31 protein-coding genes are annotated in these 26,664 nt (G+C 50.6%); 28 read left to right on the plus strand and 3 right to left on the minus strand.

The annotated features are described in order from the left end of the window. The 12 genes from CTH_RS05165 to CTH_RS05220 all read left to right on the plus strand — a co-directional run bounded on the left by CTH_RS05165 (nt 1) and on the right by CTH_RS05220 (nt 7,011). Nucleotides 1-687, plus strand: coding sequence for a formate dehydrogenase subunit gamma (locus CTH_RS05165; RefSeq protein ID WP_079933090.1), 687 nt, complete (start codon nt 1-3; stop codon nt 685-687). Nucleotides 688-714: 27 nt separating this feature from the next. After that, a complete protein-coding gene (locus CTH_RS05170) occupies nt 715-2,592 on the plus strand; it encodes an ASKHA domain-containing protein (RefSeq protein ID WP_078665091.1) in 1,878 nt (625 codons plus the stop codon). Between the two features lie 5 nt (nt 2,593-2,597). Continuing rightward, nucleotides 2,598-3,569 (plus strand): arsenic resistance protein, encoded by a 972-nt coding sequence (locus tag CTH_RS05175; protein ID WP_174183021.1) that lies wholly within the window; start codon nt 2,598-2,600, stop codon nt 3,567-3,569. Between the two features lie 22 nt (nt 3,570-3,591). Continuing rightward, nucleotides 3,592-3,801, plus strand: a complete 210-nt coding sequence (locus CTH_RS05180) for a hypothetical protein (RefSeq protein WP_078665090.1) — start codon at nt 3,592-3,594, stop codon at nt 3,799-3,801. Nucleotides 3,802-3,877: 76 nt separating this feature from the next. Beyond that, entirely contained in the window at nt 3,878-4,078 is a 201-nt protein-coding gene (locus CTH_RS05185; protein ID WP_079906554.1) for an FmdB family zinc ribbon protein, read from the plus strand. A gap of 97 nt (nt 4,079-4,175) precedes the next feature. Continuing rightward, nucleotides 4,176-4,331 carry a histidine kinase gene (locus tag CTH_RS05190; protein WP_078665088.1) on the plus strand — a complete coding sequence of 52 codons (156 nt, stop codon included), beginning with the start codon at nt 4,176-4,178 and terminating at the stop codon, nt 4,329-4,331. Nucleotides 4,332-4,334: 3 nt separating this feature from the next. After that, nucleotides 4,335-4,916, plus strand: a complete 582-nt coding sequence (locus CTH_RS05195; RefSeq protein WP_078665087.1) for a class I SAM-dependent methyltransferase — start codon at nt 4,335-4,337, stop codon at nt 4,914-4,916. Further along, complete coding sequence (locus tag CTH_RS05200) at nt 4,909-5,295, plus strand: DUF302 domain-containing protein (protein WP_207656832.1); 387 nt, start codon at nt 4,909-4,911, stop codon at nt 5,293-5,295. The genes CTH_RS05195 and CTH_RS05200 overlap by 8 nt, the downstream gene beginning before the upstream one ends. A gap of 160 nt (nt 5,296-5,455) precedes the next feature. Beyond that, on the plus strand, nt 5,456-5,644 hold the full coding sequence (locus CTH_RS05205; protein WP_078665086.1) for a hypothetical protein: 189 nt from the start codon (nt 5,456-5,458) through the stop codon (nt 5,642-5,644). A 55-nt stretch (nt 5,645-5,699) separates the two neighbouring features. Then, nucleotides 5,700-6,287 (plus strand): YeeE/YedE thiosulfate transporter family protein, encoded by a 588-nt coding sequence (locus tag CTH_RS05210; protein WP_078665085.1) that lies wholly within the window; start codon nt 5,700-5,702, stop codon nt 6,285-6,287. Between the two features lie 2 nt (nt 6,288-6,289). Then, nucleotides 6,290-6,550, plus strand: coding sequence for a sulfurtransferase TusA family protein (locus CTH_RS05215; protein ID WP_078665084.1), 261 nt, complete (start codon nt 6,290-6,292; stop codon nt 6,548-6,550). Continuing rightward, on the plus strand, nt 6,478-7,011 hold the full coding sequence (locus CTH_RS05220; protein WP_078665083.1) for a YeeE/YedE thiosulfate transporter family protein: 534 nt from the start codon (nt 6,478-6,480) through the stop codon (nt 7,009-7,011). Before CTH_RS05215 ends, CTH_RS05220 begins: the two co-directional genes overlap by 73 nt. Here the strand turns inward: CTH_RS05220 and CTH_RS05225 are convergent. Beyond that, nucleotides 7,008-7,916, minus strand: a complete 909-nt coding sequence (locus CTH_RS05225) for a LysR family transcriptional regulator (RefSeq protein WP_159071841.1) — start codon at nt 7,914-7,916, stop codon at nt 7,008-7,010. The genes CTH_RS05220 and CTH_RS05225 overlap by 4 nt on opposite strands. 169 nt (nt 7,917-8,085) lie before the next feature. Here CTH_RS05225 and CTH_RS05230 point away from each other — a divergent pair, with 169 nt between their 5' ends. From CTH_RS05230 to CTH_RS05245, 4 genes are read left to right on the plus strand one after another with little or no spacing between them, the layout of a single operon-like run. Next, nucleotides 8,086-10,281: a molybdopterin-containing oxidoreductase family protein gene (locus tag CTH_RS05230; protein ID WP_107753258.1), complete on the plus strand. Its 2,196-nt coding sequence runs from the start codon at nt 8,086-8,088 to the stop codon at nt 10,279-10,281. A 3-nt stretch (nt 10,282-10,284) separates the two neighbouring features. Next, nucleotides 10,285-10,824, plus strand: coding sequence for a 4Fe-4S dicluster domain-containing protein (locus CTH_RS05235; RefSeq protein WP_078665080.1), 540 nt, complete (start codon nt 10,285-10,287; stop codon nt 10,822-10,824). A 7-nt stretch (nt 10,825-10,831) separates the two neighbouring features. Beyond that, nucleotides 10,832-11,695 carry an NrfD/PsrC family molybdoenzyme membrane anchor subunit gene (gene nrfD, locus CTH_RS05240; RefSeq protein WP_107753260.1) on the plus strand — a complete coding sequence of 288 codons (864 nt, stop codon included), beginning with the start codon at nt 10,832-10,834 and terminating at the stop codon, nt 11,693-11,695. A gap of 10 nt (nt 11,696-11,705) precedes the next feature. Further along, nucleotides 11,706-12,176 carry a molecular chaperone TorD family protein gene (locus CTH_RS05245; RefSeq protein ID WP_159071842.1) on the plus strand — a complete coding sequence of 157 codons (471 nt, stop codon included), beginning with the start codon at nt 11,706-11,708 and terminating at the stop codon, nt 12,174-12,176. Nucleotides 12,177-12,222: 46 nt separating this feature from the next. Here CTH_RS05245 and CTH_RS05250 read toward each other — a convergent pair whose 3' ends face one another. Together CTH_RS05250 and sigI are read right to left on the minus strand one after the other, a co-directional pair. Then, nucleotides 12,223-13,275: an anti-sigma factor domain-containing protein gene (locus CTH_RS05250; RefSeq protein WP_107753262.1), complete on the minus strand. Its 1,053-nt coding sequence runs from the start codon at nt 13,273-13,275 to the stop codon at nt 12,223-12,225. Beyond that, nucleotides 13,272-13,994: an RNA polymerase sigma-I factor gene (gene sigI, locus CTH_RS05255; protein ID WP_078666356.1), complete on the minus strand. Its 723-nt coding sequence runs from the start codon at nt 13,992-13,994 to the stop codon at nt 13,272-13,274. Before sigI ends, CTH_RS05250 begins: the two co-directional genes overlap by 4 nt. A gap of 66 nt (nt 13,995-14,060) precedes the next feature. Here sigI and CTH_RS05260 point away from each other — a divergent pair, with 66 nt between their 5' ends. The 12 genes from CTH_RS05260 to CTH_RS05315 all read left to right on the plus strand — a co-directional run bounded on the left by CTH_RS05260 (nt 14,061) and on the right by CTH_RS05315 (nt 26,475). Next, nucleotides 14,061-14,327, plus strand: coding sequence for a DUF4911 domain-containing protein (locus tag CTH_RS05260; protein WP_159071843.1), 267 nt, complete (start codon nt 14,061-14,063; stop codon nt 14,325-14,327). Nucleotides 14,328-14,428: 101 nt separating this feature from the next. After that, nucleotides 14,429-16,138 carry a bifunctional diguanylate cyclase/phosphohydrolase gene (locus CTH_RS05265; protein WP_078666354.1) on the plus strand — a complete coding sequence of 570 codons (1,710 nt, stop codon included), beginning with the start codon at nt 14,429-14,431 and terminating at the stop codon, nt 16,136-16,138. Between the two features lie 80 nt (nt 16,139-16,218). Continuing rightward, nucleotides 16,219-17,349: a sulfate adenylyltransferase gene (sat, locus tag CTH_RS05270; protein WP_078666353.1), complete on the plus strand. Its 1,131-nt coding sequence runs from the start codon at nt 16,219-16,221 to the stop codon at nt 17,347-17,349. Between the two features lie 3 nt (nt 17,350-17,352). Continuing rightward, nucleotides 17,353-18,336 (plus strand): 4Fe-4S binding protein, encoded by a 984-nt coding sequence (locus CTH_RS05275; protein WP_078666352.1) that lies wholly within the window; start codon nt 17,353-17,355, stop codon nt 18,334-18,336. Then, nucleotides 18,326-18,859 (plus strand): adenylyl-sulfate kinase, encoded by a 534-nt coding sequence (gene cysC, locus CTH_RS05280; protein WP_078666351.1) that lies wholly within the window; start codon nt 18,326-18,328, stop codon nt 18,857-18,859. Before CTH_RS05275 ends, cysC begins: the two co-directional genes overlap by 11 nt. A 27-nt stretch (nt 18,860-18,886) precedes the next feature. Beyond that, nucleotides 18,887-19,735 (plus strand): PHP domain-containing protein, encoded by an 849-nt coding sequence (locus CTH_RS05285; RefSeq protein ID WP_078666350.1) that lies wholly within the window; start codon nt 18,887-18,889, stop codon nt 19,733-19,735. Next, nucleotides 19,714-21,375: an adenylyl-sulfate reductase subunit alpha gene (locus tag CTH_RS05290; RefSeq protein ID WP_078666349.1), complete on the plus strand. Its 1,662-nt coding sequence runs from the start codon at nt 19,714-19,716 to the stop codon at nt 21,373-21,375. The genes CTH_RS05285 and CTH_RS05290 overlap by 22 nt, the downstream gene beginning before the upstream one ends. After that, complete coding sequence (locus tag CTH_RS05295; protein ID WP_078666348.1) at nt 21,359-21,670, plus strand: 4Fe-4S dicluster domain-containing protein; 312 nt, start codon at nt 21,359-21,361, stop codon at nt 21,668-21,670. The genes CTH_RS05290 and CTH_RS05295 overlap by 17 nt, the downstream gene beginning before the upstream one ends. Before the next feature lie 358 nt (nt 21,671-22,028). Next, the gene (locus CTH_RS05300; RefSeq protein WP_107753264.1) at nt 22,029-23,168 is read left to right on the plus strand and encodes an HlyD family secretion protein; all 1,140 of its coding nucleotides are present in this window, start codon (nt 22,029-22,031) and stop codon (nt 23,166-23,168) included. Nucleotides 23,169-23,181: 13 nt separating this feature from the next. Further along, the gene (locus CTH_RS05305) at nt 23,182-23,850 is read left to right on the plus strand and encodes an ATP-binding cassette domain-containing protein (RefSeq protein WP_078666346.1); all 669 of its coding nucleotides are present in this window, start codon (nt 23,182-23,184) and stop codon (nt 23,848-23,850) included. Continuing rightward, the gene (locus tag CTH_RS05310; RefSeq protein WP_079906568.1) at nt 23,847-25,016 is read left to right on the plus strand and encodes an ABC transporter permease; all 1,170 of its coding nucleotides are present in this window, start codon (nt 23,847-23,849) and stop codon (nt 25,014-25,016) included. Before CTH_RS05305 ends, CTH_RS05310 begins: the two co-directional genes overlap by 4 nt. Nucleotides 25,017-25,065: 49 nt before the next feature. Next, nucleotides 25,066-26,475 (plus strand): B12-binding domain-containing radical SAM protein, encoded by a 1,410-nt coding sequence (locus CTH_RS05315; protein ID WP_159073823.1) that lies wholly within the window; start codon nt 25,066-25,068, stop codon nt 26,473-26,475. The last annotated feature ends 189 nt before the right edge of the window (nt 26,476-26,664 follow it).

Raw genomic sequence — 26,664 nt, forward strand, 5'->3', positions numbered from 1 at the left:
ATGGCTATTTTGCATGAGGAAGGAAAAGTTATTCGTCACAAACTGGCGACGCGCATAATTCACTGGCTGGTGGCTCTTTCTACCTTTACTCTGTTTTTTAGTGGCATAATGCAGATGCCAATGGCAAAACGCTATGGGATAGCTTCTATCCCTGGTCTGCAATGGTCGGCCAATTTTGCTCTGACCTTGAAAATCCATTACTGGGCGGCAGCGGTATTGATTTTTGCAGCTTTCTATCATCTGGCTTTGATGATTATTCTCAAAGAATACGATATCCTGCCCCGGCGAGGCGATTTAAAGGAATCCATTCATATCATCAAATGTATGTTAACCGGGCAACCGGAACCGGAGCATGACAAATACCTGGCAGAACAGAGAGTTGCTTATGGCTATATGGCCATAAGTTTTGCCCTGATCATTATTACTGGTGCCTTGAAGGTCTACAAAAACATGCCGGGAGTGGACTTGAGTCCTGATACTGTGTGGTGGCTGGCAACATTGCATAATATCGGTACTGGTATGCTGGCTTTTGGAATTGTAGCACACCTGGCCGCTTTTCTGATCAAGGAAAACCGCCACCTCTTGCCCAGTATGCTTAACGGAAAAGTCTCACTAGAATACTGTTTGCGGCGGCATCCCTTGCGGATGGCCAAATTGATGGGAATGGGAAAAAAGGAAGGCGCTTAAGAGAGTATAGAAGGGAGAGGAATGAGGATGAGCAAAGTGAAGGTGTTATTTTTACCCGACCAGGTAACAGTGGAAGTGGAACAGGGAACCAGTCTTCTGAAAGCAGCTGCGGTGGCGGGAATCAGTATTAAAAGTACCTGTGGCGGGGCCGGGACCTGTGGCAAATGTCTGGTTCAGGTAAAGGAAGGAGAGGTGCGGGTGGACAGTACCCGCAATCTTTCACCGGCCCAGCAGAAACAGGGGATGGTCCTGGGGTGTCAAGCTTTTGCAATCAGTGATGTGACAGTAGAAGTGCCGGCTGATTCCCGTTTGCGCCGGCATCAGGTACTCATTGGAGAATTGGAACAGCCTGATCTGGGGGATTTTCCCTTTGAACCTTTACTGCGTACAGTAACTCTGGATTTAACTCCCCCAACCTTAGATGATATCACCGTAGACAGCCAGCGTTTGCTGGCGGCTCTGGCCGTACAGGGATATCAGCCGGTACATTTGCCCTTGCGTTTACTGCAGCGTTTGCCGGAAGATCTGCGGACTGCGATGTGGAAAGTGGATGTAATCATGTCCCTTACTGATTGCGGCTGGCAGGTAATAGCGGTGGAACCAAACAACCCCGGCAAGGAACGCTTTGGTTTAGCGGTGGATATCGGCACCACTACAGTGGTAGTCAGCCTGCATAATCTGGCTAACGGCCAAACAGTGGCCAGGGCTGGCACATATAACCTGCAGGCCCAGTATGGCGATGATGTGATCAGTAGAATGATTCACGCTACGGAAAACAAAGACGGACTAACAGAACTGCAGCAGGCAGTTGTCAAGACGATTAATGATTTGATCCGGCAAATTGAAAAAGAAACCCAGATCAATCGGGAAGATATCTATGGTCTGGTAGCAGCGGGCAACACTACCATGTCCCAATTGTTTCTTGGCATTTCGCCCAAATACATTCGTCTGGAACCCTACATTCCAACTATATCCAGCGTGGCGGCAGTAGATGCCGCTGAGATCGGCGTTAAAATTCATCCCCGGGGCATGGTCTATTTGATTCCATCGGTCGCTTCCTATGTCGGGGGAGATATTACTGCCGGGGTACTGGCTACCCGTTTGACTGATGCGGAGGAAATCACGCTTTTTATTGACATCGGCACCAATGGAGAAATGGTGCTGGGCAATCGGGACTGGCTGGTGACCTGTGCCTGTTCCGCCGGTCCGGCTTTCGAAGGGGGCGGTATCACCTTTGGCATGCGGGCCATGGAAGGGGCCATCGAACGGGTGAAAATTGACTCCTCTACCGGAGAAATTGAGTACAAGACGGTGCAGGATGCCAAACCGATTGGCATTTGCGGATCAGGCTTAATCGAGTTGCTGGGCCAGCTGCGCCGGGCCGGTCTGATTGACCGTACCGGCAAGTTCACCGACCAGGTCCAAACTGACCGGCTGAGAGAGCGGGACGGAGAAAAGGAATACGTATTGGCCTGGGCCAAGGATAGTGGCAGCGGCAAAGATATTGTAATAACTGAAAGCGATATCAAAAACCTGATCCGCTCTAAAGGAGCCGTTTATGCCGGAGTGCGCAGCCTGTTAAGGGCGGTGGACCTGCCGCTTGAGGCCATCGACCGTATCTTCATTGCCGGCGGTTTTGGCCATTATCTCAGCATTCCGGAAGCGGTAGAAATCGGCTTGTTGCCCGATGTGGAACGAGATAAGTATGCTTATGTCGGCAATACTTCCTTGAAAGGGGCGCAATTGGCCTTGTTGTCGGTCTCTGCCTGGCATCGTGCTCGGCAGATCGGAGAAATGATGACCTATATTGAACTTTCTGCCGGCAATACCTTTATGGACGAGTATGTTTCAGCTTTGTTCCTGCCCCATACCGATCTGACCCAGTTTCCATCAGTGAAAGGATGATGACTATGCTGAAAAAAAATTTCCACTGGCCGGGTAAAAACCTGGTTTTAGCTATACCGATTGTTTTACTGATCGGGTTTATGGTAGGATACCAGTGGGATACTTCCTTTTTGAAAAAATATATCCTGGTGGCAACGGTGTTAATGATCTATCCCACCATGATCGGCTTTAAAATTAAAGAAGCTTTTGACCTGTCCCACTGGCAGGTGCTAGTGACCAGTTTACTGCTCAACTTTATTGTAATTCCCGGTATCGCATATATACTTGGCAAAACCCTGCTCACCAATGAACCGCTGCTGTTTGCCGGCCTGGTGCTGGCTTCCCTGTTGCCCACCAGCGGTATGACCATTTCCTGGACCATGTTGTTTAAAGGCAATGTGGCGGCGGCGGTGAAAATAACTGCTATCAGTTTGATTTTAGGTAGCCTGCTGGCGCCCTGGTACTTGCTGGTGATGGTAGGCAAACTTATTCCCGTTAATGTCCAGCAGACTTTCATTACAATAGCTTTAGTAGTATTTTTGCCTATGTTACTGGGGAATATCACCTATCGCTGGCTGATGAAAAAATACACTCAGCAGGAATTTCAGCAAAAAATTAAACCCATTTTCCCCAGCGCCAGCGTGTGGGCTATGCTGTTTGTCATTTTCTCTTCCATTAGCATGAAGGCAAAAATGATTGTAGAAAACCCCGGGCTGATTGGGCAGGCTCTAACGGTACTGGCAGTCTTTTACCTGTTGAATTTCTTCCTCAGTACAGTAGTGGGCAAACTCTTATTAAAACGCAATGATGCAGTAGCCCTGGTCTATGGGACGGTAATGCGCAATCTGTCTCTTTCCCTGGGATTAGCAGTGACTACCTTTGGTCCCAAGGCAGCCCTGATTGTAACCCTGGCCTTTATCCTGCAGGTGCAGGGAGCTGCCTGGTATGGCAAAATGGCGGAAAAACGGCAATGGCTGGGTAAGCCCCAGACAGCATAATCAAGATGGGAGGTAATGGGAGATGGAATGGGAAAAACTGAGCAAAGAGGAACTGCTGGAGCGGCTGGCTAAAGCCAAAGAGGAACTGGAAGAAGTGGAAGAAGAACGGATGTTTGTTCTTTCTCAAACCGGTCTCCACGTGTCCGGTGGTACTGTAAGGAAATATGAGGAAGAAGTTAACCGTTTGCGGGAGCTGGTGAAAGCTATTGAAGCCAGATTGGCACAAATGTGAGATACGGGGCATAGGTATTTATTGACGGCGAAAGAGATGATTAGTATAATTAAAGTAAGAGTTGGAGGTGATACCTATGCCAAACTATGATTTTCAATGCCTGGAATGTGGACATAAATTTACCAAACTGGTTCCTCTGCAGGAAAAGGATAATGTTCGCTGTCCTGAATGTGGCGGACATGTGAAACAGCTGTTTGGTAGTTTTGGCTTTGCTGTTAAAGGCGGCAGCGGCTCCTGTTCTTCTTCCTCTTCCTGCGGTTTTGGCGGATTCAGTTGAGGTTAAACCAGGAGAACCGGTGGTTCTCCAGCAGGGAGGCGGCGGGTTCAAACCCGCCGTTCTTTCTAAGCGGCCCTACATAATAGGGGGTGGTTATATGAAAACTAATAATGCTGAACAGGAGATAAAGGAACTGGAAGCCAGAATAGCTGACCTTAAGAAGCGCTGGCCAGCCCATTCTCTGCGTCCTGCCATGGTACAAGAACTGGAAGAGCTGGAGGAAAGGCTGGAAGAGCTAAAAAGGGAGAGATAGAGCATGACCCATCGCTTTGACCCAAAACAAATGGCCAAGCTGGATAGTCCGGTACGACGGCAAATTTTACCCCCGGAACTGGTAATCAGCAAACTTCCGCTGCTGCCAGGTCAGGTTATTGTTGATTTTGGCTGTGGCAGTGGTTATTTTACTGAACCACTGGCCCGACAGGTTGGTTTGAATGGAAAAGTTCTTGCAGTAGATGTGGCTCCGGAAATGCTGGCAGCGACCCGTGAGAGATGTGATCAGGCAGGCTTGCTCAATGTGGAATATGTACAGACAGATGGGGTAAATCTGCTCCTCCCACAGCCAGCTGATGGGGTTTTCCTGGCCAATGTACTGCATGAGATAGAGAAACCGGTAGAATTTTTACAGCAGTTAGCTGCTGTAATGACTACTGCTGGTTGGCTGGCTATTGTTGAGTGGTTGCCCCAGCCTATGGAATGGGGGCCGCCCCTTTCTGAACGGCTAACCATTCAGGCTATTTATGAGCTGGTAGAAGGTAGCGGTTGGGAGTTGTTGTGCTGGGAAAAATTACCGCCAGCCCATGGGCTGGCCATAGCGAGGAGGAAATATGATGATTGATTTAGGGATCAGCAAAAAGGTTTCAGGGGAGTTCAGCCAGGTAGAGGAAAAAGTCAGAACAGCTTTACAGAACAATGGTTTTGGTGTGATTACCGAAATAGATGTTAAAGAAACTCTCAAGAAAAAGTTAGATGTGGACTACAGGAATTATAAAATTCTGGGGGCATGTAATCCGCCTATGGCTTATAAAGCTCTATCCCTGGAGCCTGCCATCGGTCTGATGTTGCCCTGTAATGTGATTGTGGCAGAAGAAGATGATGGCATTCTGGTATCGGCTATCAACCCCATGACTATGATGGGGATCATGAACAACGAAGGTTTACTTGAGGTAGCTACCCAGGTGACTGAAAAATTGCAAAAGGTGATTGTTGAAGTTTAAGGAGGAGATAACCATGGCAGAGCAAACTGTTATACAAATTTTTGGGTCCCGCATTGCCAGTGCCTGTTTTTCCGGTGGTTGAGGGCCATCCATATCTCCGGAGGAGATAGCTTACTCGCTGGATCGTGATTTCCGTCGTCTCTATGACAACCGGGTGATTGTGAAATATATCGATGTCGATGATGACGAATTGGATGAATATCCGGAAGTGGAAAAACTGGTAAAAGATAACCAGACCCCCTTGCCCATTGTGGCAATTGATAAAGAACCCTTATGGGCGGGATATATTTTCTATCCCTATATCGTAACTGAACTTAATAACCGGGGAATTAAACCTACGGCTAAATAGCAAAAAGCGCCCCTGCGGGGGCGCTTTTCTGTTATAATATTCATGAGGTGAGGAAATGAGAAAACAGTGGTTTTTATTCAGTTTAGGCCTCCTGGTGATGATTTCAGTTGCCTGGTACTTATCCCGTCAGGCCGGGGGCCTGGCCGGTGCCTGGCTGTTTGGAATCATTTTTGGTTTTACGCTGCAGCGCAGCCGGTTTTGCATGGCCAGCATGCTCAGGGATTATTTTCTGTTCGGTTTTAAGCAACCTGCCCGTGCGCTATTTTTGCTGATGCTAGTCACTACAATCGGATTTACTATTGTGAGGGTATGGCGGCAAGCGACCGGACATACGATTGTCGGTTACTGGGAGCCCTGGGGATGGGGCACGGTGATTGGCGGCCTTTTGTTCGGCCTTGGTATGGTGTTAGCTGGAGGCTGTGCTTCCGGTATGCTGATGCGCATGGGGGAGGGTTATGCCATGCAATGGCTGGCCTTTATCGCCTTTCTGCTTGGTACCGGGCTGGCTGTCTGGCTCTTTCCCTGGTGGCAACAGGCCTTGAGGGCTCCTGTCGATTTGGCTACCCGTTTTCCTCTTTGGGGCCTGGCCACCACACAAATTGCGATCTTGACTCTGATCTGGTATAAACTACGGGGGGAGTAACTATGGCGGAAATATTTTTGGAAGCCTGGGGGGAAATGTGTCCCCTGCCATTATTAAAAGCGGAAAAAGAATTGAAGCAGCTTAAGCCGGGAGATTCGCTGGTTTTGGAAACAGATCACAGCTGTACAGCCCGCACCTTTGAAAACTGGGCTCGCAAGCACCAAGTGGTTTTGGAAGTGGAGGAAGTGGAATGCGGCGTATGGCAAATTCGCATCACCGTCCCTGGTACAAACGGGATTGGCCCTACTGGGCAGGCGCAATAGTATTGGCTATAGCCAATACCTTAATGCTGGCAGTTTATGCACAACCCTGGCGCATTACAACTGCCCTGGCGGGCTGGTGGGGAGCGATTTTAGAGAGCATAGGTTTCTCGCCAATTAGCTGGAGTTACTACCAGATTGAAGGGATGAAGCCTACTCTCAGTCAATGGGTTGCCGGCTATTTTGGTACCTGGCTGGTGGCCGGCATGGTTCTGGGATCTTTTCTGTCCAGTACTCTGGCGGGTCAATGGCGATGGCGGTCCATGGCCAATAGAACTATGGCGCTTCTCGCCCTGATTGGCGGCGGTCTGATGGGGCTGGGTGCCCGCCTGGCTTCGGGATGTAATGTGGGGGCTCTGGCCAGCGGAATTCCCTCTTTTTCCTTGCACTGTTACCTGTTTCTGCTGGCCGTAACGGCAGGAGCCGCCGTCGGAGCTTATCTGTTGCGCCGCTGGTTTGCTTAACAGAAGACCCGCTGGGCGGGATCAGATAAGAAATTCAGCAACAGCTTAACGCCAGGTGTCAATTTGGTTTGTTCCTTAGTAAGCAGATAAAAATAGAGCGGCATGTTGAGGCCTTCCAGCGGGAGGGCCTTTACTGTTTTCGTGCGGATTTCCCGCCGCATGACCGAACGAGGCAAAATGCTGATACCCATCCCTGCTTCCAGAGCTGATTTGATAGCGGCGATACTGTTTAATTCCAGGGTTTTTGGCAAGGCTTCAACACTGAGTCCCAGCTGTTGCAGATAATAGTCTATGGCAGAGCGCAGGCCGGAGTTCCGCTCTCCAGTAAGAAAAACTGCTCTTAATAAGTCCTGGGCGGTTACCTGAGCTGTTCCGGCCAGAGGGTGTTCAGCCGGTACGGCTACCAGCAGTTCGTCCTGGCCACAGGCATAATTGGTCCAGCCGGGATAGGTAGTGGCTCCTTCCAGCAAAGCCAGTTCCAGTTCGCCGTCAGCAAGCAATTTCACGATTTCTGCGGCTCTTTCCCGGCGTACTTTGACACAGTATTGTGGGTATTTTTCTTTAAAAACATATAAGGCACAGGGCAAGGGAAAGTCTGCTACCAGTGTGCTGGCCCCCAGTAAGATCTGTTCCTCACATTTTTGGGAGTAAACATTCAATTCCTGCAGCAGCTGTTTTGCTTTTTCCAGGATCTCCTTACCATGTTCATAGACGAGAAAACCAGCGGGTGTTAGCATCAGCTGACGGCCCTGACGGTTTAGGAGCTGGACGCCAAGAGTTTCCTCCAGTTTTTTTAACTGGGCGCTGACTGCCGGTTGTGACATATGCAACAATTTGGCTGCGGCGGAAAAACTGCCCTCTTTGACAATGGTGATGAACAATTGAATTTGATGTAAGTTGAGCATAATATGTCCTCCTAATATATATAAACGTTTGGTTATAATTCTATCAAAATAACGAATAAAAGCAAGGCAGGAAATAAAAATAGTAGAGCGAATTATAAAAGTGAACACAAGAACTAATAGAAACCAAAACGGATTGTGTTTCTCTGAACAAGTGAGAGGAGGAGCGATTATGCTACAAAAAGCCATGACACGCCGCTCGTTTCTAAAAACTACGGCGGTCACCGGGGCCGCCCTGGCCGCTTCGCAGTGGCTAAGTTTCGGCGATTGGCTGACAGCAGCGGAAAAAGCAGAAGTGGTTGTTAAGCCGACGCTGTGTAATGGCTGTTCCAGCCGCTGTGGTGTGCTGGTGCATTTAAAAAACGGCCGGATCTGGAAAATTACCGGCAATCCTGACCATCCGGCCAGCAAGGGTAAGGTATGCGCCCGCGGACAGGGGGTGGCCAGCTGGGTTTATCATCCGGACCGTTTAACACAGCCGTTGAAACGGGTCGGGGATAACAAGTTTGAACCAATTTCCTGGGAACAGGCCTTTAAAGAAATTGGCGAAAAGCTGCAGGAAATCCGGCAGAAATACGGTGGAGAAACTATTTTCTATGCTCACAACCCCAAGGAAATCGGTGAGTTTTACGGGGAACGGCTGGCCTATGCCCTTGGTACTCCTACTATCCTTTCTCATCACGTGATGTGCAGCCTTAACCGGGATGTAGGCATGCAGTGGACTTTGGGTGGAGTTCCTTCGGCCGATGTCAGCAAAGCCAAATATATGATTTTTATCGGCCGTAGTTATGCTGACGGGATTAAACCTTCTTCCATTTCTGCCCTGCTGAAGGCCAAGAGCAAAGGGGCCAAGATTATTGTCATCGACCCCCGTTACAACAGCACGGCGCCCCTGGCCGACAAGTGGCTGCCGATCAATCCTGGTACCGACCTGGCTTTCCTGCTGGCTATGGCGCATGTAATCATTCGGGATAAGCTTTATGATGAAGAATTTGTCACTAAGAATGCTGTCGGTTTCCCGGAATTTGCTGCAGCCATGGCTCAGTACACACCGGCCTGGGCGGAAAAAATCACCGGCATCAAGGCTGAGACCATTGAGGAAATCGCTACCGATTTTGCCAAAGCCAAACCCAAAGCTTTTATTGAGCCAAGCTGGAAAGGGGGCTTTGGTTGCAGCTATCAGAACAGCACCGAAACAGCCCGGATGGTGGCCCTGGTCAATGCCTTAATCGGCAATATCAACCGGCAAGGCGGTCTTGTTTTTGGCGCCAAACCGAAGCTGGGCAAATTAGATCATACCAAATTCCCGGAACCGGAAAAACCGAAAGTCAGACGTCTGGATGAAGTTGGTGAAAATGACACTTATCCATTAGCTTTGCCGTCCAAAGGCATTATTCAACTGGTAGCGCAAAAAGCCAAAGAAGGCAAAGCCAAAGCAGGAATTGTTTATCACTTCAACCCAATCCGCAATGTGCCAGATCCCCAGCATATGATTGAAGGGTTTAAGAATCTGGAATTGCTGGTTGTTATCGACATGTTCATGAGCGAAACAGCAGAGCTGGCTCACTATGTGTTGCCAGAACCCACTTATCTGGAACGGACAGAACTAGTGGAGCCGCAAAAAGGCTGGGTCCCGGCTGTGGCTATCAGAGCTAAAGTTATGGAACCACTGCACAAAGAAACCAGGCCTTTTGATGAAATAGTGACCGGGATTGCCCAAGCGGCTGGAGTTGGCCAGTATTTCAACTTCACTCTGGAGGAAGTTAACCGGATTATGCTGGCCGGAGCAGGCGTTACTTTGGAACAGTTGCTGGAAAAAGGAGTTTTCAGCTTCAAAGACCAGGAGATGCCGGAAGGTTTCACAGAACTGAAAACCCCCAGCAAAAAAGTGGAATTTGCTTCCCAGGCCTTTGCCAAGGCTGGTTTCAGCGCGGTGCCCCGTTGGATCGAGCCTCTGGTCAAACCCAATCCTGAACAGGGAGAATTCCGGTTGTTGCACGGCAAGCAGGGTATTCACTCCCATACCTCTACTGCCAACTTGCCTGTACTGCTGGAAATTACCAAACAGTATGACATGGAAAGGCTGTGGATACCGGCTAAACGGGCCAAAGCGCTGGGTATCAAAGATGGTGACTGGGTTATTGTCGAGAACGATCGCGCCAAAGGACGGATCAGGGCTAAAGTGACAGAACTTTTGCATCCTGATGTTGTGTACCTGCCCGGCCATTATGGCAGTTTTGCCAAAAAGATGCGTTATTCCAAAGGCTTTGGCATCAGCATGAACGACTTTATCAAATACATGATCGAACCCATGTCCGGAGCCGTCAATGCGATGGAAGTGGTCGTCAAAGTCCGGAAGGAGGCGTAAGACATGGCACGTTACGGGATGTTAATCGATACCAGGAAGTGTGTAGCCTGCTTTTCATGCAAAGTAGGCTGTCAGATGCAAAATGAACTGGAACCGGGTCAGGCTTTTACCCGGTTAGAGCAGAGAGAAAGCGGGGTGTATCCCGATGTCCGGGTGGAAAATGTCTTTATCCAGTGCCAGCACTGTGAAGACGCTCCCTGTGTCAAAGTTTGTCCCACCACTGCCAGCTACCGGCGGCCTGACGGTGTTGTCCTGGTTGACCCTGACAAATGTATCGGCTGTAAATACTGCATGGTGGCCTGTCCTTACCAGGCCCGGATCCAGGATGAGAAAACCGGGGTGGTGGAAAAGTGCCGTTTCTGTATTGAACTGGTGGAAGCGGGCGGTGAACCCCACTGTGTAACTTCCTGCATTACCGGTTGTCGGATCTTTGGGGACCTGGATGACCCCAAAAGTGAAATCAACAAGGAAATCATCAAACGGGGAGCCAAACCGCTCCGGCCTGATCTGTGTACAAAGGCCAAAATCTTTTACGTGAGGTGAGGACTTTATGGCATGGGGAACGATCATCGCAGCCTACCTCTTTTTAGCCGGGGTTAGTGCCGGCGCGTTTCTGACGGCAGTTAATGCTCCCCGCCTGTGGCCGCGGGGTAAGTGGGAGGCTTTGACTAAAAGCGGCATTTTACTGGCAATACCCTTAATGGCTCTTGGTTTGTTGTTACTAGTATTTGACGCTGAAGCGGGCTTGAAAGCGCCCTGGCGCTTTTTGTACCTCTTTTTGAACTTCCCGGGTTCAATGATGACCAACGGTACTATCATCATCTCCCTGTATATGCTGGTACTGCTTTACTGCGGCTGGCTGGTATGGAAAAAGCAAGAATTGCCGCGCTGGCTGGTAACAACCGGCAACCTGCTGGCGCTTGGTACAGCTGGATATACGGGCTTGTTGATCGGTGTAGTAAACACTGTTCCTCTCTGGAACACGGCAGTTTTACCGGTGTTATTCCTGGTTTCTGCGCTGTCGACGGGGATGGCAGCAGCCGTTCTCACTGCCCTCTGGCTGGATGGTGGAATTATTGGTCAGCTGCAGGGTATGAAAAAAGTGCACCTGGGTCTGCTGATTGGAGAGTTGATTTTGCTGTTTTTCCTGGTTTATGTAACCGGCACTTCTTCCGATGTAGCCCGGCAATCGGTAGATTTGCTGTTGACCGGCAAATTTGCTGCTCTCTTCTGGGGTGGACTTATCGGCCTGGGCCTGGTACTGCCTCTACTCATTGAATGGTGGGAAATGGGCAATGCTAAACATGAAAACAAAGCTTTGACTGTCTTAAGTGAAGTGATGGTACTGTCTGGAGGATTTATTCTGCGCTACCTGATTCTTGCCGCAGCCCTGCCGGTTAATCTCCTCGGTTAGGGGGATGAAAATGAACAGTGAAATATGGTTTGAATTGGCCGATGCCCTGAAGGAGCCGGAAGACTGGAATTACCGGGACGATTATCTGGAAGCCTTTGTTCATCCTAAGACCAGGATTATCCCCGTGGAATCCCTGTTTCGGCCCTGGAGCGAAGGGGAGAAAACTGAACTCCCCTTCGCCCGGCAAAAGGGCTATCTTTTATCAGACCGGGCCCTGCATATGAGAGAGCTGTTAAATCAGTATGGACTGGAAATACCGCCAGAAATGCAGGAGACCCCGGATCACCTGATAATCGAGCTGGAATTTCTGGGCTTTTTGCTGGCAAACGGAAAAGGGGAGGAAGCAAAAGCCTTTGTGGGGGAGCATTTGGACTGGGTACCGGAATTGGTAGAAAATGCAAGGGGGAAATTGCCTGCTGATAACCGGTATCTAAAAGTGTTACAGGAAATTGAGGCAAAAATTAAAGAATACTTTGCCTAGAGAATGGCCCTGTACATTTTGTACAGGGCCATTCTATTGAGGCTTATCAGGTGCCGTCCTCATTCTTCCCACGTCCTTTTCCTGAGTCTTGCTCTGTCTCGGGCTCCGCTTGCTCAGGTTGTTCAGATTGGGATGGCAGTTCATCCTGGGATGGTAGTTTGCCCTGTAATTTCTCTGGCCGTTGTTGAAGTTTGCGTTTATCAGGCTTCTGTTTTTGCTTTGGTTTTTCTGGTTTCTGCGAATGCTCTTTATTATTCCCGATCTCTGGCTGTTCGTCTTTGTCATCCTTAAACAGGTCTTCAGCTTCATCAGCCTGGATCTCTCTGATACTGCGCCTGTTCACTTCTTTGATATCCAGCTCTTTCCCTCTGGCTTTCAGGCGCTTCCAGGTCAGATATTTTCCTACGGAAACCTGTTGTTTATCCGCTTCCTCCTTGTCGGAGGGGTCAGCTTCCAGAGCAATGGCTTGAGCAGGAAGAGCTTTCGCTTTGATTTTTTCAGCCAGAACCAGCTTGACCCGCTCTTTTACTAATACCGGTTTTGCCTTATTTTTCTTTACTACCGTCAGAGTGGTTACAATCAAATTTTGCCTGTTACCGGGGAGGTAATTACTTTTTGCTGCCAGGTCGAGGATTTGATCCAGAGCTTCTTCCCAGGTCAGGCCTTCCAGTTTAGCTTTAGCCAATAGTCTCTGACCATCAGAGTTTAAACCGCGGGCGGAGATAATATGTCCATTTTCCGTTAAGGCGAGCTCAATACTGGGGTTGATATCGACCGTCAGAAAGGCAACAGGCTCAGCCTGAGCTAGCTGGATATTCTCCCCGGGTTTTACTGCTGGCGGCTGGCTCACGGTTTGTTGGATAGGGTTTTGCTGTGGCTTTAGACCAGCCAGCAGGAATAGAAGGGCGACAGCAGCTGCCAGGGTACCTAGAGCCCAGTTAGGCCAGGACAGGGAAGAGGCAGGAGTGAAAATGATTTCCTCACCGGGATTAACCTGGTGATTTTTAGCCGGTATCCGGTGAAAATCTCCGTCCGGGGTTAGGACAATCAAATATTTGCCATCGCGCTTGACTACCATGCCTTTAATTTTGGCTTTCATTCCTGCTCCCTCTCTTCCAGTTGTAACAGTGGTTTGAGATAATAGATTAAGTGAACAAACTCCGTTGCGTCATGTAGAATCAAAGCCACAGCAATCAGATATTTGCGCCCCTTTTCCAGGGTCTTCAGGCTGACACCGCTCACTTCAGCCAGCTGCTTCGCGGGCACAGTTTTTTTCTCCAGCAATTGCTGAAATAAGGATTGATTTTGGGCCAGGTAGCGGGCAGCTTTGACTAATGCCTGTTTGGTATCCCTGTGCCTGGGGGCTGAGTCCACCAGGTCATTAAAGCTAATGGCGAATGGTCGAAGTTTTTCTTCCAGCAGGGCCAGTTCCAGTCCGCGCTCTTCCGCCAGGGAACGGGCTTGATACTGGGCCAGAGAAAGTTGCAGTTCAGCGGGACTGAAATCCTCTTCCTGTTCGTTTTCAATATCCAGACTGAGATGCTGGTGCCGCTGTTCGGCCCGCAGCCAGTCCAGCAGCCGGCTCCGGATTACCAGAGCGGCAAAAGGAAGAAAGGGAGTACCCTTTTTCTGTTGAAAGCGAAGTATGGCTTCATCAAAGGCGGTCAGTGCAATATTTAGTTCCTCATCTACTCCCCAGTTTAGAAAACGCCCTACTGTCTGACTGGCTATTTTAACAATAAATGGTTGATATTCCTGCAAGAGCTGTTCCCTGAGTTGACGATCCCCTTGCTGGGCCCGGAGTACCAGTTCCTCCATCTTTACACCTCTATGGCTTTTTCTTTATATTATACGATAGAATTTAAATTTTTGGGGGTTAAATTAATGGCAAAACGTTATCGCGGCCAGGGCGGAGTCAGTACAGTCAGGCCTGGAGGCCATCCGGAGGAAGTTTTTTTAAAAATAAAAATAGCTCCAGGTTGTATTCGGTACCTGAAAAATATTCTTGAAGGATATGAGCATCTGGCGTTTATGGTACCTTTAAATGGGCGGGAAGGGATTGTGGCCCTGCATACTACCAGCAGCTTGAAAAACAATTTAATCGCTGTTCTGGAAAACTTACCCTTTCCTGTGGTTTTTCTCTATGATTAGGAATAGCGAAAAATTATTTTGATATTAGCAGGAAAATCGGCCTGACATAGCGAATTAGCTTATATCAGATTGTTCAGTTAAGTACAAAAGAGGTGGCCTCGATGTTTAACCGGATGGAACCATGGTTAAGCCCCCTGCCCTTACATAAAGGGGATATGATCGATTATGAATATCGTTATGGTTTCCTCTTTAGGGGAATGGTAGCAGGGATTACAACTGTTCTGGGCTGGTGGCATACCAATGGCTATGGCTTTTCGCTAGTTGGCGCTTTACTGGTGTTGTTGTTGTTAAATGTTTTTTATTACCTGGCCTTACGTCAATGTTATCGCATTCGCCTTATCTGGGGTATGCGGCTGTTAATTTCCCTGACCATGTTACTCTGGGTCTGTTATGTGACGGTCCTGCCAGGCATGTTAAACTTACAGGCGGCATTGTTGATGGCCGTCTTACTGGAGCTGGCCATGGCCCAACCGGGGCTGATGGAGTTTGTTTTACTGGGGCTGGGAGGCCATCTGGCCTTTGTGGCAGCCCACTGGTGGCGGGAAGGGAACTTGCTCTTTTATGCGAGTAAAGAGTTCTGGGCCACCATCATCGTTGTGTCTTTCTTTTACCTGGGAGTTTTGCTGGTGATTCGACGCACCTGGTGGCCGGAGCGTTTGCTGAATCAAGCGGATAATTATGCCGGTTTTTTGAACCGAAAATCTTTTATGCAAATGGCAGAAAATAAAATTCAGGAAGCGGAAAAAACGGGTGAAGAGCTGAGCCTGGTTCATATCGATTTGCACGGTTTGGATGAAATTGCGGCCCGCTACGGGGTAGCTATGACGGAGATATTTTTTCGCACCATCATCCAGGACAATCAACGCCAGCGCTGGGGTATAATGGGGCGATGCGGTTATCAGCGCCTGGGTTTGCTGGTGGAAGGAGATTATCAGCAGGCCCGGAACATGGTAGAGAGATTTTTTCAACACCTGCGGGAAAAACACCAATTCTTTTTCGGCGAAGAAGATGTCTTTGCCCAGGCGGGACTGGCTTCCTACCCTCAACATGGCCATGCGGTTTTTCAATTGATTGATTATGCTGATCTGGCCCTGAGCTATGCCGGGCATCAACCCTGGGCCATCCAGGTTTATCATGGACTGGGGGACTGCTGTTCCAATTTGTCAGCACGCCGGTATATAGGCCATCTTCAGACTTTGCTCAACCGGATTAAGGATTATGATGAAGAACTATACTGGCATTCGGTCAATGTCGCCCAGTATGCCGCTTTTCTGGCCTGCTTGCTGGGATTACCTGCTCCAGAGGTCAATCGTATACGCCTGGCCGGTTTACTGCACGATCTGGGCAAAACCAGCTGGAGCAGGGAACTGTTTTTGAAAACGGGGAATTTAACGGAAAAAGAGTGGCAGGAGATCAAGGAACACCCTCAACTGGGCTGGCAGCTGATTACTGAAACCACTTCCTGGATTCCCGATGAAATCCGATATGGGGTACTTTATCATCATGAGAATTTTGATGGGAAGGGGTATCCTAAGGGTTTGGCCGGGAAAAATATCCCTCTGGTAGCCAGGATTATTGCTGTGGCTGATGTCTATGATGCCTTGCGGGAAGAACGGCCTTACCGGCCCAGCAAGAACTTAAGTGAGGCCTTACGGGAATTAAACAGGATGGCCTACCAGCGGCTGGATCCCTATCTGGTAGAGTGTTTTATCCAGCAAATCAACGGGCTGGAAAAGGATTTGCCGCGCAAACTGACAACGAACACGGTAGAAGAATGGATTCGCATCACATTTTGTCATAAAAGTGCTTGACACCTCCCGCTGGAGGTGTTATATTTTTAGCAATAAAACAAACTAAACAAATCGGAATTATAGGAATAGGGGGAGTGGTCATGGCATTGGTGAATCGAGTTTTAACAGGACCGGAAAGGGAGGAGGCTTTGACCCGGCTGGAGAAAGCCGAGAAGATTCTGCTGGGGGCCAAAGAGTTATCGGATCTGGAAATGCTGGCAGTAGGGGCTTTTTCACCCCTAACCGGCTTTATGACTCAGGAGGATTATCGGCGGGTGGTGGCAGAAATGCGCCTGGCCGACGGGCAAATCTGGAGTATGCCCATCACCCTTTCGGTTTCAGCGGAACAGGCGGCCAGCCTGAAACCCGGGCAAGAAGTGGCTCTGGTGGGTGCCGACCAGACTATCTATGGGTCATTGCAGGTGGAAGAAGTTTACAGCTATGATAAACGAGAAGAAGCCCGGCAGGTTTTCCGCACCGAAGATGAGGCCCATCCCGGGGTAAAGCGCCTGTATGAGCAGGGAGAATATCTAGTCGGGGGACCTATCTGGCTGGTAAACCGGCCCAGACCTCAGTTTCCCGATTTTCACCGGGATCCCGAGGAAGTGCGGGCAATCATCCGTTCCCGGGGCTGGCAAACGGTGGTTGGTTTCCAGACCCGCAATCCGGTCCACCGGGCCCATGAGTACATCCAGAAATGCGCTCTGGAAATAGTGGATGGCTTGCTCTTGCACCCATTAGTAGGAGAAACCAAGGCAGATGATATTCCTGCCCATATTCGCATGGAGAGCTATCAGGTGCTGCTGCAAAAGTACTATCCCCAGGAGCGGGTGCTGCTTTCAGTGCTGCCGGCAGCCATGCGTTATGCCGGACCCAGGGAAGCAGTTTTTCATGCTCTGATTAGAAAAAATTACGGCTGCACCCATTTCATTGTCGGTCGAGACCATGCTGGAGTTGGCAATTATTACGGTACTTATGACGCCCAGCTGATTTTCCGGGAATTTAAACCAGAAGAACTGGGAATAACTCCCCTTTTCTTTGAGCATACCTTTTACTGCCGTGCCTGTGGCAATATGGCATCAAGCAAAACCTGTCCCCATGGTCGGGAAGAACATGTAGTATTGAGTGGTACCAAAGTACGAGAGATGCTCACCCGGGGAGAAGTGCCGCCACCGGAATTCACCCGGCCGGAAGTGGCGGAAGTCTTAATTCGGGGTTACAGGGAGGAATAGTTGATGAAATGCCATTACTGCGGCAACCGCCGTTCGGAACTATACCTGTATTGCCCGGCCTGCGGGGCAGAGGAGGGCAAGGAGTACCGGCAGCCCCCCCGGACTTTTGAGCTTTATCGTACTCATCGCCTGCCTGCTCAAATCTTACCGGAGGGAAAACGAGACCTGTTTCGGGATTTTATCAAAATGCCAGTTGGTAATCTCTGGATAGTCCGTATTCTCCTGCCTCTGGGCCTCCTGCAGGCGGATCAGCTGGCGGAAATAGGGCGTCTGGCCAGAGAATATGGCCAGGGGGAAGTGCACTGGACCACTCGCCAGGGCCTGGAAATTCCCGGAGTGCCGGGGGAAAAAGTGCTGGACCTCCAGGATGAATTAGCTGCCCTGGGGCTTAAAACAGCACCCCGGGGAGGCACTGGGCGCAATGTGGTTTGCTGTCCGGGTCAGCCCACCTGTACCAACGGGCTGGCGGCAGTGAGGGAACTGGCGCAGCAGTTACAGCAGGAGTTTGCCGGTAAACAGGGTTATCCTCATAAGTTCAAAATTGCCATTTCCGGCTGCCCCAACAATTGTGCCCGGGCTGAGGCCCATGATTTTGGCCTGATTGCGGTACAACAGGTTCGGGTGGAAAAAGAAAAGTGTACCGCCTGTGGGCTTTGCGCCAGGGCCTGTAAGGAAAAAGCTATTACCATTACCGCAGAGGGGGCAGTAATTGAGTACAGCAACTGTCAGGAATGCGGTATGTGCCTGCGGGCCTGCCCGGCCGGAGCGATTATAGAGACTGCCAGGGGCTACAGGGCACTGGTTGGCGGAAACGGGGGACGGCATCCCCGGTTGGGACGGCTCTGGCGTCAGCTGGCTCAGGCAGAGGAAATTGTGGATTTAATTAAAGAGGTACAGGCTGACTGGATTGCCCATGGCCGCACCAAAGAAAGAATAGGCGCTTATCTTATACGCAAAGAGCAGGAGGGGAAAGCAAATGAGCAATAAGGAAAAAGGTTTTATACTCTGGTTCACTGGTCTATCCGGGGCTGGCAAATCCACCCTTTCCGGTCTGGTAGCCGAGGAGCTGCGGCGGCGGGGTAAAAAAGTGGAGATCCTGGATGGAGATGAAGTCAGGGAAAATCTGTCCAAAGGTCTGGGGTTCAGTAAGGAGGATCGGGATACCAATATCAAGCGCATCGGCTTTGTAGCCAAACTGCTGGCCCGTAACGGGGTAGTGGCCATAACCGCTGCAATTTCCCCCTACCGGGAAACCAGAGACTATGTCCGCTCCACTTATCCTGATTTTGTGGAGGTATTTGTGGATTGCCCCCTGGAAAAATGCATAGAGCGGGATGTGAAGGGCCTGTACAAAAAGGCTCTGGCTGGAGAAATTCCCCAGTTTACCGGGGTTTCTGATCCCTATGAGCCTCCTTTAAATCCGGAAATTGTGGTAAAAACCCATGAGCAAACCCATGAAGAGTCAGTAGCTACTATTATTCGCCGGCTGGAGGAGTTAAACTATCTATAAATAGAGATTGTAAAGGAGGACCAGCCCATGATTGACCTCCATACCCATACCACAGCCTCTGATGGCACCTTCCGTCCGGCTGAACTGGTGGAGCTGGCTTATAAGCAGGGTTTGGCTGCTCTGGCGATTACCGATCATGATGTAGTAGATGGTTTAGCAGAAGGCATCGCCCGTGGCCGTGAGCTGGGCCTGCCTGTTATTTCCGGAGTGGAAATCAGTGTTGAATGGCAGGGGCGGGAGATGCATATACTGGGCTACTATATCGATCACCAGCATCCGCAATTACTGCAAAATCTGGCCCAGCTCCGGGAGTTTCGCGCCCAGCGTAACCCGAAAATGGTGGAGAAGCTACAAGCCCTCGGGATCGAGATAACCATGGCAGAAGTGGAAGCCAAAGCCCAGGGGCAGGTGGTGGGGCGCCCGCATTTTGCCGCTGTATTACTGGAAAAAGGGGTAGTAAGTTCGGTAAATGAAGCTTTTGATAAATACCTGGCCCGGGGGGGACTGGCTTATGTTCCGAAAGAGAGGCTAACCCCCCGGGAGGGAATAACTTTGATTCGTCAGGCTGGAGGGGTTCCGGTGCTGGCTCATCCCAGGTATCTAGGTTTAGCTCAGTCCCAGCTGGTTGATCTGGCCCGGGAATTGCGGGATTATGGGCTGGCCGGAATAGAAGTCTATTATTCGGAAAACAGCGAGGCTGATACTGCTCAGGCCAGAGCAGTTGCAGAAGAACTGGGGCTGGTGATGACCGGGGGCACGGATTTTCATGGTACCAACAAACCGGAAATCCAGCTGGGACGCGGTCATGGCAATTTAAGTATTCCCTATAGCCTGGTTGAGGAGTTGGAGAAAGCATGGAAAAGGTTGACCTCTTGATCATTGGCGGCGGGGCAGCCGGATGTATGGCTGCTATTGCCGCCCGGGAAATAGACCCGGCTTTAAGGGTAGTAATAATGGAGAAAGCGGAAATCAGCCGCAGTGGCTGCCTGGCAGCTGGAATCAATGCGATTAATGCCTATCTTAACCCGGGCCAGACCCCGGAAACTTTTTTGGCTTATGTGAAAAAAGATAACTATGGTCTGGTTCGGGACGATCTTGTCCTGACTATGGCCGAACGGTTTAACAGCATGGCTCGCCGTCTGGCCGAATGGGGGTTGCCCTTCAAACGGGATGCCGAGGGCAATTTTCTTCCCCGCGGGCCCCGTTCGGTACAAATCGAAGGGGAGAGCATTAAGCCGGTACTGGCCGCGGCGGTAAGACGGGCAGGAATAGAAGTCTGGAATCGCACGGTATTGCTGGATCTGGTCCAGGTGGAAGGCCGTGTGGTGGGGGCCCTGGGCTGGGAGACCAGAACTGGCCGTTTCCGCCCCGTCCTGGCCAGAGCCGTTATCCTGGCCACCGGGGGAGCAGCAGGTATCTATCGTCCTAATAATCAGGGAGAAGCCCGCCATAAAATGTGGTACTGTCCCTTTAATACGGGGGGTGGGCTGGCTGCTGGCTTACGGGTTGGGGCAGCCTTAACCTCTCTGGAAATGCGGTTTATAGCCCTCAGGACCAAGGATGCCATTGCTCCCACCGGGACGCTGGCGCAAGGAGTAAAAGCCAAAGAAGTAAATGCCCGGGGGGAAAACTATCTGGAACATTATGCTGACCGCACTACTCCGGGCCGACTGGCGGCCTTGCTGGCGGAAATGACGGCAGGACGGGGCCCCTGTTATCTGGATACCTCTCATCTGGGAGAGGAGCAGCAGCGGCAACTACAGGAGGCATATTTAAACATGGCTCCTGGTGCGGTGCTTTACTGGGCGGATCGGAATCTGAGGCCCAATCAGCCGGTGGAGATAATCGGGACTGAGCCCTATCTGGTGGGCGGTCATGGTATGGCAGGATTCTGGATAGATAGCGGTCGCCGAACCACTGTACCGGGCTTGTATGCGGCTGGAGATATTGCTGGTGGCGCCCCCAAAAAATATGTAACCGGGTCCATGGCTGAAGGGGAAATTGCTGCTCATACGGCTGTAGCCGAGCTGCAGGAATATGATGTTGAAAAGGCAATGGCTGCGGCCGAAACTCTATTAAAGCAGCGACAAAGTCAGTTTGAGCGATGGCAGAAACAGCAAGGGTATCTGACCCCCTGGCGTTTGGAGGAGAGATTGCAAAAAATCATGGATGAATATGCTGGCGGGATTAGCACCGGCTATAAATATACGGAAGCCGGGCTGAAACGGGCCCGGCAGGAGCTGGCCTGGCTGGGCGAAGATTTGCAGCAAATAGCCTGTACCGACAATTACCAGCTTTTACAGGCGATTGAAGTGGAAGAGCGCTGGTTGCTGGCCCGGGCCCTGGTTGAACACATGCTCTATCGCAAGGAGAGCCGCTGGCCAGCCTATCAGGAGTTTCTTGACTATCCCCGCCGGGATGACGGGCGCTGGCTCTGTTTCATCAATTCCCGCTATCGCCGGGAGCAGGATATGTTTGCCATAGAGGAGGTGCCCTATCATGCCACCTCTGATTAACCGTGAACGCTGCAATGGTTGCGGCCAGGCGGCAGAGAGCTGTTGCCAGCGGGTCTGTCCGGGAGATTTGTTAATCCGGAAAGATGGTAAGGCAGAGTTGCGTGACGGGCGGTCCTGCTGGGACTGCGCCGCCTGTGTCAAAGCCTGTCCCCGTCAGGCTATCCGGTTGGTCCTGCCGGCAGAAATCGGTGGCGGCCGGGCCTGGCTGGGGATTGAAGGGAAAGAATGGGTGCTGGCCTATCCTGATGGTAAAACTGAACGATTTCCTTTACCAGAAACCAAAACCCCGACCTGATCTTCAGGCCGGGGCTCTTTTATTTGCTTTGACAGAGGTATTCTTCGGGAAGCGGAGGGAAAGCGGGGTTTGGAGGGGCATCCCCGAAACGCATGATGTGTAACTCGCCACCTAATGCTTGCTGATAGAACTTAACTGCTTCTTCGCAATTGCCATTGAAAGTTACGTACGGTACTACCCAGTTACCCAATATTACCCCTTCTTTCTGAAGAATTTCTTGTATATTATAACGGATTGGGTTGTAATTGCAAAAAAAATCCCTTGACAAAACATCCCTACCATTAAAAAATGATTGCGCAAGGAAATAAGTTGCACTATAATAAAAACTGACCAGTCAGTACAAAAAGGGGGAGTTATAATGCCAAGAAAAAGGATGCTAACAATTACCGCCGCTGGAATACTGGCCCTGGCTTTTAGTGGTTTCTGGCTCATGGGCGGTGGCAGTAGTAGTGGCAGTATCCTGACAGGCGGGAACACCTACACAGCTACCATCGAGGGTACAGAAATAGACGTAGCCTTCAAGATCCCCGGCAAATTAGCGAAGGTATACATTGAAGAAGGAGACCAGGTAAAACCAGGTCAGCTCCTGGCAGAGCTGGAAAGTAAAGAACTGGCCGCCCAGCTGGAACAGGCCCGCGGTACCTATCAGGCGGCTGTGGCGAAAGTAGCTCAGGCTGAGGCAGCGGTTAAGGCGACCAGAGAAGGAGCCTGGGCCCAGCTCAGCAAAGCCCAGAGTGGCTATGCTGCCAAGGCTGATGCTAACCGCAAGAATGTAGCCATGGCCAAAGCTGCCCTGGATGCGGCCCAGACCGCTAATGACATTGCTAAAGCCAACTGGCAACGGGTTCAGGAACTGTACCGGGAGGGAGCAGTGCCAAAAAGCAAATATGAAGAAGCCCAGATGGCGTATGCCAAAGCCGAGGCAGAACTGGCAAGAGCCAGAGAGACCTATAATCTGGCCAGCGGAACAGCCGGGCAGAAAGAAGTAGAAGCTGCGGCCGATGATGTGGCTTTGGCCCAGGCCAATCTGGAGCAAATCAACTTGCGGGAAAAAGATGTGCAGGCAGCCAAAGCCGCAGTGGAACAGGCCAGGGGGGCCCTCAATGCTGCTCAGGCCATGTATGAAAATCGCCTGCTCTATGCTCCCGCTGGCGGGATAGTATTAACCCGCAATATGGAGGCAGGGGAGATGGTGGCAGCTGGCTTGCCTTTTGCCACCCTGGTGGATTTGGATGACCTCTTTATCAAGATCTATGTTACTGAGGACAAACTGGCCTCTCTGTCCACTGGCAAGGAAGTGACGGTAGAAATTCCTGCCCTGAATAATGCCGTCTATAAGGGTAAAATCGTAAATATCAGCGCTGCCGCTGATTTTGCGGTGAAAAAAGCTACCAGTGAACTGGGGCAGACGGATATTCGTTCTTTTGCCGTTAAAATCAAACTGGTGAACCGGGATCACAAATTGCGGCCGGGTTTGACAGCAAAAATACGCCTGTAAAGGGGTGGGAATAATGTTGGAAGTTAACAACCTCAGTATTGCCCGCCGCCGAGGTTACTATTTTCAGAATCTATCCTGGCGCTTGCAACCTGGTGAGTTACTACTGGTCTATGGAGCTCGCAATAGTGGCAAAACCCAGTTACTGGAGGTTCTGATCGGCGCTAGAATCGCAGCGTCCGGGGAAGTTAGACTGGCTGGCCAACCTGTGCGGGGAGGATTGCCCTTGCCCATTACCCGAGTGGGTTATGCGCCCCAGAGCCTGGGGCTATGGCCCGATTTGACCGGGGAAGAAACTATCAACTTTTTTACCGGCTATAATGAACAATTAACCAGGGAGTTAAAACATAACTGGCAACTGGAAGAAGCCTGGCGGAAACCGGTGGGAGAGCTGGAAGGGCCGCTCAGGCAGAGAATAAATCTTGCGGTCAGTCTCGCGGGGAACGCTCCCTTGATTGTCTGGGATGAACCTCTGGTAATAGCCGATCCTGGAACACGAACAGTGATTTTCGATAATTTGCAGCTTTCCTTGCAGTCTGGCAAAACGATAGTATTGACCACTGCGTTCTGGCAGGAGGCAGAAAATTTGCCAGTAGATAAAGTTCTGTGGCTGAAAGGAAATGAAGCTGTTCTGGTGGCACCGGTAGAACTCTCTCGGGCTTTGCAGGGAGGGGTGTCGGCATGAAAATCAGTGACATCGCCTGGCTGGAATTTCTGCATATTAAAAAGGACCGACGCCTGGCAGCGGTTTTATTCTTAATACCAGCACTTTATCTGCTGATTTTTGGTTATCTTTATTCGGCGCAAAAAGTAAGGGAATTGCCCACACTGGTGGTGGATGAAGAAAATTCCTATCTGAGCCGGGAACTGGTACGGGCCTATGACCAGTCGGAAACCTTTCGCATAAGCGGTTTTGCTCTGAATGAGACAGAGGCGCAAAAGGAAATAGATGCAGGTCGGGCGCAGATAGTGCTGATAATTCCGGCGGGATTGACCAGGGACTTAAAAGAGGGAAAAAGTCCGGCGATTATGACCCTGATCAATGGCAGCAATATGATTATCGCCAATGCTGCCACCAGGGCGGCCAATGAGATCGTCGCCACCTTTGGCGCCGGAGCCAGTCTGAAAGTCATGGAAGCAGCGGGCATAAATCCGGAAAAAGCCCGGCATACCCTGCAACCTTTGTTGTTCCGCTATCGGGTCCTTTACAATCCCACTTTTAATTATACTAACTTTCTCTTGCCCGGGTTGCTGGGAGCCGTAATTCAGCAGGTCCTATTGCTGGGGGTCGCTTTAGCTATCACCAGGGAAAAGGAGCAGGGAACCTGGATTCGTTTGCTGCAGAGCCCAGGGGGACTCAAGACGGTGCTTCTGGGTAAAGGATTGGTTTATTTCCTGGTCGGCTGTCTGGATTCCCTCTTGACCTTTGCCCTTTTACATTGGCTTTGGGGTGTTCCCATCAAGGGCAATGGTCTTTTGCTTCTGGTCTTTAATTTGCTATTTATTCTGGCTTTAGTCGCAGTGGGGCTGACAGCATCTCTTTTCAGCCGGACCCAGCTGGAGGCCACTCAGGTAACCATGCTGATTGCCATGCCCTCTTTTCTCCTGTCAGGCTATACCTGGCCTATGTTAGCAATTCCTGATCCCTTAAAACCCCTCAGCTTTATTTTGCCTCTGACCTATTATACCCATGGTTTACGGGCCCTGGTGGACCGGGGCCAGGGCTGGCAGGCTCTGAAGGTGGATGTGGCCGCTTTTCTGGCCCTGATTTTCCTCTGCTGGTTGCTGCTAAAAAAATTTGCAACAAATTTTGCGGAAAAGCAGGAAAATAACCCTGTCGGTGACGAATAATATAATGGTTTGTAACGGATGGTGCAAGAAAAGCGGCGGAGGTGGTGTTGTGAGCGCCCATGTAGTTTTGCTCACTCCTCCCTATCATGCAGGGGTTATTGAAATTACCGGAACCTGGCCGCCTTTAAATCTGGTGTATCTGGCAGGGGCTTTGCGGAATAAAGGCATACAGGTTGAAATTTATGATGCCATGTCTTTAAATCATAGCGTGGCTGAGATCCAAGCCAGACTGGCTCAGGTGAGGCCGCAAGTAGTAGGAATTACGGCTACCACTGCCAGCGCACCGGCGGCAATAGCCACACTGAAAGCGGTCAGAGAGGTGTTACCCACTGCCTTGCTGGTGATGGGAGGAATCCATGCCACCTTCTGCTGGGAAGAAATTTTAACCAGCTCTCCCTGGGTTGATGTGATCATCAGGTGGGAAGGGGAAGAGACTTTCCCGGAACTGGTGCAGGCCTGGCAGGATGGGCGCAGTTTCCGGACTGTCAGGGGCATTGCCTACCGGGAACAAGGCGAGCCTTGCGCCACCGAGCCAAGGCCTCTTATTGAAGATCTGGATACCCTGGCACCAGCCTGGGATTTGCTGGACTGGGATTTATACCGCTACCGGATTACCGATTCCCGGCTGGCAATTGTCAGTGGCTCCCGCGGTTGTGATCAGGAATGTCGCTTTTGTTCCCAGCACCATTTCTGGCGTAAACAATACCGGGAGCGCAGTCCTAAATCTCTGGTTCAGGAGATCCTGGAGTTGCGGGACCGTTTTGGGGTGGAGATGGTACTGTTTGCTGATGAATATACCACTAAAAACCGGGAACGCTGGGAAAAGTTCCTCGATCTTTTGCTTGAGGCTCAACCGGGGGTCATGCTGACGATGGAAACCAGGGCCCCCGATATTGTACGGGATCAGGACATCCTCTGGAAATACCGGGCCGCCGGGTTTATCCATGTCTATATCGGCGTGGAATCGGCCAACCAGGCTACTCTGAATGCCTTGCAGAAGAATATAAAGGCGGAAGAGGCGGAAACAGCCATCCGCCTGCTGAATGAGCAGGGAATTTTGACCGAGTGCTCTTTTCTCCTGGGACACTGGGAGGAAACGCCCCGGTCCATTGAAGAGACTTTGCAGCAAGCCTTGCGGTATAATCCGGATCTGGCCCATTTTCTCTTCCTGACGCCATGGCCTTATGCCGACCTGTGGCAGGAGGTAGCGGAAAGAGTAGAGGAATGGGATTTCAGCAAGTATGACCTGGTTCATCCCATCATGCCCAGCCGGGCTATGAGCCGGGAGGAGCTGCGGGAAGCCATGGTTCGCTGTTTCAAGGTGTTCTACCGGGAAAAAATGCGCCAGTATTGCCAGGAAGCTGAAGATAGTTTCAAGAAACGGTATATGCAAAAATCCATGAAAGTGCTGTTTAATAACTCTTTTTTGACCGAATTTCTGGCAGGAATGAAAAGATAGAATATAAAACCTCCGCTGCTGTGCGGCAGACGGAGGATCTTTTCATTCTGTATCGAATTGGTCCTTATATCGGTTTTTAAGAGGATGACCATATTCTTTTTCGGATTGGACTTTCTGGGAAGCTTGTTTAGAGAAAGCATTAATTACGTCAGCTACGACAAGCAATATAGAATAGAGAAGAGGAGGGGT

The sequence above is a fragment of the Carboxydocella thermautotrophica genome (assembly GCA_003054495.1).
In the GTDB taxonomy this organism is placed as follows: domain Bacteria; phylum Bacillota.